Raw genomic sequence first — 12,096 nt, 5'->3', positions numbered from 1 at the left:
AGGCATCATGACTCAACACATAACATCTAAATCAAACACCAAAGAATTATATGCAAATATTGGTAAGCGTTTAAAGCAAATCCGTTTGAATAAAGGATACACTCAAGAAGAATTTTCCGAAATAATAGAAATCAGCCCAGCCTATTACGGAAAAATAGAAAGAGGTTGTCACGGGTTATCTTTAGAAAAATTAATTATGCTTCACGAAAAATTGGATGTAGATCTTACTTATGTGTTAACTGGAAATATAAATTCAACTCTAATATTTGATAAAATATTAGAAGAATGTCCCCCTGATAAAAGATATGACCTTTCTCAATTACTTAAGTACGCCTTAAATCTTACAAAATAATTTTTCTTTTTATTGAATCCATATACTTTACTATGTATAATGGTGATAATCTTAGTTATTCTTAGTGCTATTGGGCACCTACTAATGATACTCACTTGCGAGGTAACAAATGATGATTGATATTGCAATATGTGATGATGATATAATACTAACTTCTGCTCTAGAAAAAAATCTTACTTTGTTGAGCGAAACTAAAAACTTAGACGTAAATATTGATATTTTTTATGACGGAGAAAACCTGCTTCAGCATATCAAAACTGGTCATATTTATGATATTATATATTTAGATATTGAAATGAAACATAAAAATGGAATAGTCGCAGCTCAAGAACTCCGACAACTTGGTTCAAAATCCCTTTTAATTTATGTTACTAGCCATGAATCTTTTGCAAAAGAAGCTTTTGAAGTTGATGCTTTTCGTTTTCTAACAAAACCTATTGACTCCCAAAAATTTGAATCGTACTTTCTTGCTGCCATCAAGAAACTTTTTGTAAAACCCATATATTTTCAGTATAAATTCAATCGAGAAGTCTATAAAATAGAGTTAGATAAAATTTTATACTTTCAAAGCAATAAACGAATCACATATATTATTTCCGAATTTGGAACTATGCAATGTTATGAAAAGCTTAATGTTATTGAAAATTTTCTCAAAGAAAAAAACATTCTTTTTTATCGTATCCATCAATCATTTCTTGTAAATCCTAAGTACGTTAAAAAATATAGGTACGATATGATTGAATTATTTGATGGTACGGAATTTACTATAAGTGAAAAACGCAGAAAATCTGTAAACGAAGTTTTCTGCCAGGTTAAAGGAGAGGAACTAATTGAATTTTAATTTTTTTGTTAATATTTTTACCGTTGCCGTTGCAATAATTATTCTAAAACTTTACTTTTCTATTTTTTTTGAAAAACAAAAAGTACACCAACACAATCCTCTCTTTTGGATTATTTATATTATTTGGCAACTCTTCTTCATGAATTGTACTTCTATCCCCTCTTCTTTCAAACTAATATTAAATATTATTTTAGTCTTTTTTATTTGCACATATCACTTTACTGGAAACATTTTTTCCAAAATTGTTGTTTCTATTCTAATTTGTTCTATTTGGACTATACAAGAATTTTTGATAGGTGCTTTTTTTCTATTGATTAACCTAAATATTACAAATTTAAACTTCATAGGATCAGTATTATCAAAAATTTTAACCTTGTTTTTAGTCGTTGTTTTAAGACAATTTTTCTTAAATGAAAAAGTACAAAATATACCTTCAAAATATTATATATTGATAACTTTAATTCCTGCTGGTAGCCTTTATATAATGTATAACATTTTTTATTTATGTGGACAATCGGATCAAAAATCTGTATTTGGTATTTCTATAATTAGTTTTTTAATAATCTTGGCTATGAATTTAGTAATTTTTAAAGTATACATTCTTCTCGCCCAAGAGTTTGAGATACGACATCAAAATACTATATATATACAACAATTAAAGGCTTTTGAAAAATCTAATGCTGAGCGTGAACAAATGCAATCTACATTTAAGAAAATGCGCCACGATTTTAAGCAGCATTATTCTATACTGTCTAAATTACTGAAAGAATCCCAGTATGAAAAAGCCAAAGATTATATGGACAGTTTAAAGATAATATCACCTGAAAATAATATTATTACATCAAAAACTGGAAATTTTATTCTTGACACTCTTATAAATAGTAAATTTGCACTCATACCAAATAACACTTCTATAGATTTATTGATAGAAGTAAATGTACCTCCTGTTCTCCCATTTCAAGCAGCTGATTTAGGAATACTGTTTGGTAATATTCTTGATAATGCAATTGAAGCTACTTTACAAAATGATAATATCAAAAAATATATTAGGCTTTTTGCTAGATACGAAAATCAGACTTTAATTATTACATGTATAAATTCTTTTAAACATGTGCTTAATGTAACCCCATCTGGGGATTTCAAAACAACAAAGTCAAATGCCACTGATCATGGATATGGAATATATTCCATAAAAAAAGTAGCTAATAAATATCACGGTTCAGTTTTAATTGATTACACAGAAGATGTGTTTACTATAAAAATATTGTTATGTGATCTTTAGTTTCAACAACAATTAATGTTATATAAAGAATACTTACGCCCGAACAAGTTATTTACTTTGATGCTATTAAGCCTCCATTACAAAGCCAGAGTTTCAAGACGCTGGCTTTCTCTTTTTGTTACGGAAATTCTGCTTATATATGAATATTCCGTCGTTTGTGTCCGTGCTGTCTAATCAGAAGAAAACCGAAGAATCATTGATTGACTGGTGAAATCCTATCAGATATTGCGGCATTGTAAAACCTGCTACAGCACCGCAAAGCGGCTCTGCGCTTGACAATACCGCAATACCTGATAAGTTGTAAATAAGCCAATCAAAGAGTTTCCTTCTTCTGGAATATCAGTTTCCGGAGACGAGAATATTCATATATGTCATTCTTATAATTCAATTCCATTCAAACCATATTCTTCTTGTCCCATTTCCCCTCTTAATTTCTGGAATCACTATTCCACAACACAAAAACATTTTTTCTAAAAGCATAGCAGAATCAACCCTATCACACTTAATATTACGCTTAAAAATGATAAAACACTAAATTTAGTTCTATGTGTCAACTCTAATTTCAACTCATCTGTCATACATGAGGAATATCTTTTTCTACCAAGTAAATAAAATATAATTCCCCCTCCTCCTTCCTGTCCGCTAAGAGAAAATAATCCCCAAAAATGTGGATGTTTTAATCCTCGGCTTTTTGCATCTAACACTATTATTTTGTAAAACTGATATGTTAAACTCATAGCCCCACCTAATACTATAAAAACCAGTATTGTAATTATAAGCTGCATATCATCTTCACTCCTTTCAAAAACGGATGCTATTCTGTTCTAAGTTCATCATAATTATTAAAATTCTTAATTGTAATCAGCGGTATAACAAAAACTAATCCGATCATTAAGATCGCTATTCCCACTGGTATAAGTATCATTTCTATTGTTATTGTATTTCTCGCATTAAACATAAAACGCATTGCATAATATATAAGTGTACAATAATTTCCAACTGATAAAAATAATGTAAATCCTAAGATAATTAGCATCTTCATAAACAAATGCCTTCTCAACTGCTTTTTACTTATTGCAATTCCTCTCATTATAGTAAAGTTCTTTTTTTGTTCAAGAAGATCAATATATACTAGATTTATGTTAAATAGTAATGATAAAATAATACAAATACCACACATGCTTTTAAAAATACCCAAGATATTATTTAATTCTTTTTCTAAAGCACCGGCAATATTATTTAATGCTACTATTTGTACACCATCTAATTTCTCGATTATTCCGCTCTTTACTATTTTCGCTAAATACATTGTTCCGTATTCTTTAACACTTGTTTCCTTTTCGGCTAATAATATATGGTTAACATTCATTCCTCCTGATCTATAAATACCCTTAACCGTATATAGTAATTGTGCTTTATCATCCCCAATCAAGATCTTATCATTTATATCTATCTTTTGTTTTTTTGCAAATTCGTCAGAAACAATAATTTTATTTAGATCTCCCTCAAATATATCCTCTCCTTTAACAATATTATATTTTACATTATATTTGTCCCTCTCAATAGCACATAACATAATCTTATCCTTAGGTTTAGAATCCAAATAAAAAATCCCACTTTTCATATTGAGTTTAGTATACATTCCTGTATTTTCAGTTTGCTTTAAAACTTTATCGATTTTTTCTTCATCATCAGTTGTCAGCATATAATTATAGTTGATATTACTTTTCAATTCTTTCCCATAACTATTTGCAACTATACTGCTCATAGTAAAACCAATTAGAAAAAATAAAATAGTAAATGACATACTTAAAATAATAATCATTGTCGAGTGTATATGCTCTTCAAGATTATATATGGTATATTTATATAGTTTATCTATCCAGCAAAATGCTTTCATAAATTTTAATAATATAAAAACCACACTCAAAAAAAACACAATCATACAAAGAACTAACACACTGCCAGCAAAAATATTGTTTTCTCCGACATAAACCGAATACATTAGTAGAACTGTTAGTGTAAATATAGTAACTTCTATAATTAGACCTCTATAAATATTTTTTTGATTTTCTCCTCTAATAATTTTCATTGGTTTAATCTTGCAAATAACTGTACAAGCAATATAAATATACACATCATAAACAATAGCAAAAAATAATATACCTAATAATAATTTTAAAATCATTTGTTGTGTACAATGGTAAATTATATCATTATTATAAATTATCATTCTAGACATTACTATACTTATAAAGGTTCCAATCATAATAGCCAAATATAATATTTTTTTAAATTGATGCTGAAATATTTTCCTGATTTCTTTTACATTAATGGACACTAATTGCATCACAGCAATATCTCTTCGATATTTTGATATCAGCAGTATGCTACTACTAAAAATAGATATAACAGTCATAATTATGCTGATTGTATTTAATACATTCAAAGCCAACATATTTGTACTATTTCTTTCTAACAATGTTTTCTCAACATCCAACACTGTACTATATGAATAATTTGCCGCAATTTTTTTTAAATCTTTTTCTATATTTTTATAATTACTACTGTTAATAAAAAGAAGTTCAGAATATGGTTTCTGCGAGTTATTCCCAATGTCTGAAACTTTTATATATCCCATTTCTTCTGCTTGCTCTCCTACACCTGTCGGCATTTGTTCTATTTCTGCTACTGTATATTTTTTATCTCCCAAATAAATATAACTTCCCTCTATAGCATTTAAAGCATTAGATAAATTTTTAGATAATATTGCTTCATTTTCTTTAATTAAATAATCACCAACAATTAAATCTCCATATACTTCCTTGTTATCTTTTTTAATCGTTGTATTATATACTTTTGATTTATCTATTTTTGTGTCCTTTTTTAAATCTTCTATTTTTTCATCAAACTCTTCTATTGGATACTTCATCTCAATTTTTAAATCTGCACCATTCATTTTATATGCATTTTGATGCCAATATTTTTCTACACTAATTTGTATTTGAGGAATTGATAACGATATACTAATTGCAATAACTATGGACAAAAATAAAAAAAAACTAATACATTTATTATCATAAATCAACTTATTCCCATACTTTTTCAATATATAATTATCGTTCAAGCAGTCTTCCCCCTTCTAATACCAACTGACGTTTCCCAATCTGAGCTATATTTGAATCATGTGTAACTATAATCATAGCACATTTATTTTCTTTCCATATTTCATATAATAATTGTATTACCTTTTCTCCCGTTTCTATGTCTAATGCTCCTGTAGGCTCATCGCATAATATAATCTTAGGTTTATTAATCAATGCACGTACAATAGCTATTCTCTGTGCCTCTCCACCTGATAACGTTTTCGTTCTAGCAAATCTTTTTTCATATAAATCAACTTTTTTCAATAAACTTTCTGCGTATTTTTTAATTTCTTTTTTCTCTCTTCCTGTCGCAGGTAACATAATATTATCCAAAGGATTTAAACAGGAGATTAAATTAGGTGTTTGAAATACAAATCCCACATTGTTTTTCCTCAAACAATCTACTTTCTCTTCCTGTTTCATGTCCACTTCTATATTATTATAGATCACGCTTCCCCCCGATGGCTCAGTTAGTAAACCTATTATCTGTAATAATGTTGATTTCCCTCCACCTGATTTTCCTTGTATAGTAATCAAATCATTACGTTCTATTCTTAAATTAATATCTTGCAAAACTACATGTTTTTGAGTCCCATCTAGATAGTCTTTTGTTATATTTTTTAATTGAATCATTTTATATACACCACTTCCTATATTTACTATTTCAAGCAATATCTGCTTTATTTTGAGTTTCTTTTTTCTCCATGACATATCTAACTAACCCTTTTATAAGCATAACAACCATAAATATCAATGGAAGTATATAAATTAAGATAGAATTGATATATCGAAATACTGCTTGGAAATTACCACTATGAATTGTATAAATAATTTTTCTCCCAATCTCTACTACATACTCCCAATTTCTTATAGTTGTAATAGAATAAATAATACCTATAATAAACATAAATATAATAGAACTTGCATATACTATCGAAAAAATATAATACATTTTTTTTCTCTTCGATACTTTATTATTTCTATTAACTATTTGTGCTTTTACTATTTTAAATGCATTCTGAGATAAATTGTTTAATTCAAAATAATCACAAAACAACCAATAACCATCTAATTTTAAAAACGGTAGCAAATTATATACGCTCATAGCTAATACATAAATACTACATATAAAAAATAAACTCTCTTGACTTATAAATCCTATAATCGTAAGAGGGATTATAGTTAATGCTTGAAAGTACATTCCTCCAGCGTCAAGTATCACTCTCTGCTTAGAAGGCAAACGCCATGCACTAGTCATATCAATATACATTACAGGATATAAAAAATACATACCCACACCTATTTTCCCAACATTAATTTTATATTTATATGCTGCCGATGCATGACCAAATTCATGTATAATTAATGAAAAATATCCTATAGCCATTATCAATATAGAATTAAGCGGCTTTTCATTTTCCATATGCAAAATCATATATATCGATGCCACCGCACAAACCACAAGGCAAAGCATGTTTATAAATAATACTTTTTTTTCAAATGCATACTTTAATATAGAAAATATATTGTTGAGTCTACAACTATCAATCAATGGAATTTTAATCCATAGCATACTATTTCCTTTTTTATTCTTAAAAGTACTTCCTTCCAAAATTCCATTATCAATTAAAACATCTTGAACTATTTTTTTTAATTCTGACTCATTTATTTCCATTCCTTTATCTTGAAGAATACACTGGATATCAAATAAAGTATGATTTCCATCAAATAAATCAATTATTTCTTTTGCCGCCTCTGACACTTTTATATGATGTTTATCAGAGAAACTCAAAATATATTTTTTTCCCTCTTCTCCTTGTAACGTTCTTGTATCATAAGGTTTGGTTTTCAAGTAATCATATTCCAAAATATCATCCACTTTCTTATTTTAATCTATGTTTTATATACTTCTCTATAGTTTTTTCTATATCACTACATACGCAACAATCAATCTCTCCGTTTTTTTCTAAAGCCATCACCGGGCATCCTCCACCACATAAAAATGCAAACTTACATTCTCGGCATTTCGGAATTCTATCGACATTCCTTCCTGACCAAAGTTCAAATTTATCTTCATCAATGTATACACCTGTTTCGTCAAATTTACCAACTGAAAGTTCGCCTTTTCCTATGTATGTTAAGCATGTGGAAATCAATCCATCTGGCGCAAAACATAATTCGCCTCCCGATGTTGCTTCACAATATGATGTTTTCCACGGCTTAATTTTCGTATTGTTCCCAAAGAAATTCTCTACATATCCAATACACGGAGAAACCACTCTTTTAATAAAACTGTCACTTTTTCCATAGTACCCTTTCTCTAATAAAATTTCATATAATTCATGTTCTTTTAATGCACTGCTCATATTCCCACAAAAATCTAATACTGGAGACGCATATGGAATAAAAAATGGATTATCACCCCATCCCCTTTTTCTTATCACTTCTTCTAATTCATTCAAATAATAAATATTTTCCTTGTCTACATTTATTCTAAATTGAATGGTAATTCCCAATTTTAAAATCAGCTCAATATTTTCGCATATTTCACTAAATGTTCCCATCCCATTTGCTTTTATTCGTCTTTGATTGTGAATTTTCTCCGGTCCATCCACTGTAATTTGAATGGCTATAATTTTTTTATATTTCTCTAACAATTCTATGTAATCAGGAATAGTTGTCCCATTTGTTATAATCGCCACACGAATATTGTTTAGAGCAGAAAATTTTAAAATTTTCTCTACAACATTTTTAGTACACTTCAATAATGGTTCCCCACCAAATAATTTTATTTGCATTGGATTTATTTTATCAAAATTAGGATTCTTTTTTTCTTGTTCTACCTTTTGTTCTAAAATATATTCGCAAATGGCTTCTACCTGTTGTTCAGTCATTATAGAAAAATCCTTGTGCAAATCTTCTGATTCAAAACAATATGTGCATCTCAAATTGCATCCCATTGTAGGACATATAGTAAAACCTTTATGTTTTAGTTTATCTTTAACAATAGTATCCATTGTTATAACTCTATTTTTTATCTCTGTTTCCTCGTTTTCTTTTTCATATATATATCCTCGCAATTTTAATTGCTGATATAATTCTGGCTCATTTTCACAAGTAATTTCCTTTTCGCCTTTCATCATATTCTCAATTTTCATTCTAGTATTATTATCGATAACATCTATAGCACTATTAAGCGTGTTAATTAAAACATTTTTATTTTCATTCATTTTGTATATAACAATATATTTTGTAAGAATTCCCATATTATTCTCTTCCTCCTTCATAAATAAAATGATTATCTGACTTTCTACTTTAATTATTTAACTTGCTAAACACTTAAAATCCAAAGCATTTAAAACAAAAGCAATCGAAGCACAATGTAAAGCATCCAAACTCTTCTCTTTCTTCTAATTCTTCGATGTCAATTTCTGACCATAATTGATTATTTTCATTCATAGATTTCATAATTGTCCCTCCTTATACTTTAGTGAAAGCAAAAGCACTCAAAACAAATGCAATCCCAAAAACAATTAAAATCGAATAAACATCCAAATTCATCTCTTGATTCCATAACTTCTACGCTTACATTTGACCATAAATCTTTCTCTTTATTTAATGATTCCATACTTGTTTCCTCTCTTTCTAAGTCAGATAATCATTTTTCTATATAATACTTCAGTTTTTCACATTTTTTCTTCACATGTAATTTTTACCCCATCTACTTGTAACTTTTGCGTATTATACAGAATTTTTTAAAGCAAGTTTCGCCTGAGTAACTCAAAACTCACTCCGTGATTTTTCCTACTCGGCAAACTTGATGAGGATTTCGCTCCCCATACCCTCGACGTCATCATATTTTTCAAATATATACATTGGCTCCTATCTTGATAGGCGCAGCGTGATTGTTCCATCACGGTAATAAAAAAAGATGTTTACTACTACACTTTTCGTAGCAATAAACATCTTTTTTCTAAATCACTGTTCTTCTTTCTGATCTTGGGATTTTAATATCGCAAGAACATCTTCTACGGTTCTTCCCGAAGCAACTACTGCTCGGAACAATGTTTCTTTTTTCTGCTCCTCAATTTTCTCCTGAATTTCTTTTCTCTGTGAACGAAGCTGCTTCAAGTCACTCTCTACTTCCTGAATTCTTTCGTTTACTATTACAAGCTGCTCCTCCAAAGTAAGCACATTCTGTTTTTTTCTTCCTCTTGGCATAAGTCAACCTCCATACAATTATTTTTTCTATTGTATCATGTTTTCAAACTATTTTCACAGTTATTTTGCATTTACCAATATAGTTCCCTCTATCGGCTTATATATAAATAGAATTTTTATAAAAGGAGATTTTATACGATGGCAAGACCTAAAAAAGAAAAATCATTACGGCATACGCATCAAATTATGCTCCGCCTTACTGATACGGAATACGAAATTATATCTTCTCAGGCAAAAGCCGCAAATCTGCCTTTAGCAGAATTTGCCCGCAAACAAATTATGAACAAAAGAACAATTCTAAAATATGAACTGGTGGCTGATCTTCCGGAATTAAAAAAATTGATTGCCGAGTTTGGAAAAATAGGAAGCAATCTAAATCAGATTGCCCGGTACTTCAATAGCGGCGGTATTCATTCACAGGAAATACAAAAATCTCTCCAACAGAGTCTTTCTAAAATCTATGAAATGAAATACGAAGTCTTAAAACTTGCCGGAAGCTTTTCTTCCCAAAATGTATCTGTTCCCAATCATTCAAAAGGTAATGAATATGGCAATTCTTAAGCACATTGCAATTAAAAATACGGACTATGGAGAAGCACAACGTTATCTTCTGTTTCAACATGATGAACATACGAAAAAGCCAATCCTTGATGAAAATGGAGAACTCATTCCAAGAAAGGAATATTACATTGACGGTATCAACTGCGATCCCTTCTCTTTTGATTTGGAATGTAAGGAGTTAAATGCACAATATCATAAAAACCAGAATTTTGATGACATCAAATCTCACCACTATATTCTGAGCTTTGATCCAAAAGATACCGAAGAACATGGATTGACCGGAGAAAAAGCACAACAGCTCGGATTAGAGTATGCTCAAAAAAATTTTCCGGGACATCAGGCTCTTGTATGTACCCATACAGACGGAAATAATGAAAGTGGAAACATTCATGTACATATTGTAATCAACAGTTTAAGAAAATATGATGTGGAACCCCAGACATTTATGGAACGCCCCTGCGATACCCATGCCGGATACAAGCATCATCTAACACCGGCTTATCTCATTTATTTAAAACGCTCACTTATGGATATTTGCCACAGGGAACACTTACATCAGGTAGATTTACTTTCTCCGGCAGAGAAAAAAATTACAGACAGAGAGTATCGTGCAAAGCACACCGGACAGAAAAAATTGGACACTCTGAATAAAGAAATGTTGTCCAAAGGAATTGCTCCACGCCAAACAGTTTTCCAGACACAAAAGGAGTATCTGCGAACCGCTATTGAATACGCTGCCGCTTCTTCCTGCAATATAGAAGAATTTCAAGCGACACTTTTGAAAAACTATCAGATTACTTTAAAAGTAAGCCGAGGGCGTTTCAGCTATCTGCACCCGGAGCGAAATAAGTTCATTACCGGAAGAGCGCTAGGTTCCCATTACACAGAAGATTATCTGTTTTCAATTTGGGAAAAGAAGAAAGAATCCCAAAATCAATCTCACACAAGATCAGATATTTTCACTCCTTATTCTAACTCTACTACCTCTGCATTTACGGAAGAAAAAGAAACGGAAGCCTTCGGTTTTATAAAATCAGACCTGCGACTTGTCATAGATCTGCAGCAACGTGTCAAAGCACAGCGCAATCCGGTTTATGACAGAAAAGTAAAACTTTCTAATTTACAGCAAATGGCAAAAACCATTGCTTATGTACAGGAACGTGGCTATTCCACAGAAGATGATTTGATAACTGCACTTACTACATCACAGTCGGAAACTGCCAACTGTCGAAAAAACCTCCGTTCCACACAGCAGGAATTGAAAAGGATCAATGAACAAATTCATTACACCGGGCAATATCTTGCAAATAAATCTGTTTACAGGGAATTTTTACACGCAAAAAATAAAAAACAATTCCGACAGGAACATCTATCAGAAATCACGCTTTATGAAACTGCACGAAATTTCTTGAAACAACAAACAGCAAGTGAAAAACTGCCTTCTATAAAGCTATTGAAATCTGAAAAAGAAAAGCTGCTATCCATTAAAAATATACAGCATCAGGAATATCAAAAAAGAAAACAATACGAAAAAGAATTGCAGACTGTATGTAAAAATGTAGAGATGATTCTTCATGGACGGTCCGATTTTGAAAAAAGTTCTGAAAAGAATCTGCCACCACGCTAAATCTTATATTCCAGAAATTTCTTCCTTTTTTTGTTGTATTCTTTTGTTATCTGCTTTATACTAAAG

At 30.1% G+C, this 12,096-nt stretch carries 12 protein-coding genes; 5 read left to right on the top strand and 7 right to left on the bottom strand.

Going from position 1 to position 12,096, the window contains the following annotated elements; translation table 11 throughout:
- Positions 1-7: 7 nt before the first annotated feature.
- The 3 genes from PGS38_RS04055 (at position 8) to PGS38_RS04045 (ending at position 2,475) form a co-directional block, all read left to right on the top strand.
- Complete coding sequence (locus PGS38_RS04055; RefSeq protein ID WP_270402338.1) at positions 8-352, top strand: helix-turn-helix domain-containing protein; 345 nt, start codon at positions 8-10, stop codon at positions 350-352.
- A gap of 109 nt (positions 353-461) precedes the next feature.
- On the top strand, positions 462-1,193 hold the full coding sequence (locus PGS38_RS04050) for a LytR/AlgR family response regulator transcription factor (RefSeq protein WP_270402339.1): 732 nt from the start codon (positions 462-464) through the stop codon (positions 1,191-1,193).
- On the top strand, positions 1,183-2,475 hold the full coding sequence (locus PGS38_RS04045; RefSeq protein WP_270402340.1) for a sensor histidine kinase: 1,293 nt from the start codon (positions 1,183-1,185) through the stop codon (positions 2,473-2,475). Before PGS38_RS04050 ends, PGS38_RS04045 begins: the two co-directional genes overlap by 11 nt.
- A gap of 470 nt (positions 2,476-2,945) precedes the next feature.
- Here the strand turns inward: PGS38_RS04045 and PGS38_RS04040 are convergent, their stop codons facing one another.
- The 7 genes from PGS38_RS04040 to PGS38_RS04010 form a co-directional block, all read right to left on the bottom strand.
- Positions 2,946-3,260: a hypothetical protein gene (locus PGS38_RS04040; protein WP_270402341.1), complete on the bottom strand. Its 315-nt coding sequence runs from the start codon at positions 3,258-3,260 to the stop codon at positions 2,946-2,948.
- A 29-nt stretch (positions 3,261-3,289) separates the two neighbouring features.
- Entirely contained in the window at positions 3,290-5,602 is a 2,313-nt protein-coding gene (locus PGS38_RS04035; protein WP_270402342.1) for an ABC transporter permease family protein, read from the bottom strand.
- Positions 5,592-6,332, bottom strand: coding sequence for an ABC transporter ATP-binding protein (locus PGS38_RS04030; protein ID WP_270475954.1), 741 nt, complete (start codon positions 6,330-6,332; stop codon positions 5,592-5,594). The genes PGS38_RS04035 and PGS38_RS04030 overlap by 11 nt, the downstream gene beginning before the upstream one ends.
- Entirely contained in the window at positions 6,286-7,488 is a 1,203-nt protein-coding gene (locus tag PGS38_RS04025; RefSeq protein ID WP_270475953.1) for a zinc metalloprotease, read from the bottom strand. Before PGS38_RS04025 ends, PGS38_RS04030 begins: the two co-directional genes overlap by 47 nt.
- Before the next feature lie 16 nt (positions 7,489-7,504).
- Positions 7,505-8,887, bottom strand: a complete 1,383-nt coding sequence (locus tag PGS38_RS04020) for a radical SAM/SPASM domain-containing protein (RefSeq protein ID WP_270402345.1) — start codon at positions 8,885-8,887, stop codon at positions 7,505-7,507.
- 73 nt (positions 8,888-8,960) lie between these two features.
- Positions 8,961-9,089 carry a hypothetical protein gene (locus PGS38_RS04015; RefSeq protein ID WP_270402346.1) on the bottom strand — a complete coding sequence of 43 codons (129 nt, stop codon included), beginning with the start codon at positions 9,087-9,089 and terminating at the stop codon, positions 8,961-8,963.
- Positions 9,090-9,599: 510 nt separating this feature from the next.
- Entirely contained in the window at positions 9,600-9,842 is a 243-nt protein-coding gene (locus tag PGS38_RS04010) for a hypothetical protein (RefSeq protein ID WP_270402347.1), read from the bottom strand.
- Positions 9,843-9,980: 138 nt separating this feature from the next.
- Here PGS38_RS04010 and PGS38_RS04005 point away from each other — a divergent pair, with 138 nt between their 5' ends.
- Both PGS38_RS04005 and PGS38_RS04000 read left to right on the top strand, forming a co-directional pair.
- Positions 9,981-10,403, top strand: coding sequence for a plasmid mobilization protein (locus PGS38_RS04005; RefSeq protein WP_270402348.1), 423 nt, complete (start codon positions 9,981-9,983; stop codon positions 10,401-10,403).
- Positions 10,390-12,030, top strand: a complete 1,641-nt coding sequence (locus PGS38_RS04000; protein WP_270402349.1) for a relaxase/mobilization nuclease domain-containing protein — start codon at positions 10,390-10,392, stop codon at positions 12,028-12,030. The genes PGS38_RS04005 and PGS38_RS04000 overlap by 14 nt, the downstream gene beginning before the upstream one ends.
- Positions 12,031-12,096: the final 66 nt, after the last annotated feature.

Origin of the sequence: Fusicatenibacter saccharivorans, from assembly GCF_027667425.1 — a bacterium.
Taxonomy (GTDB): domain Bacteria; phylum Bacillota; class Clostridia; order Lachnospirales; family Lachnospiraceae; genus Fusicatenibacter; species Fusicatenibacter saccharivorans.
The sequence above is the reverse complement of the archived record's forward strand: the minus strand, read 5'-3'. Positions and strand labels throughout refer to the sequence as shown.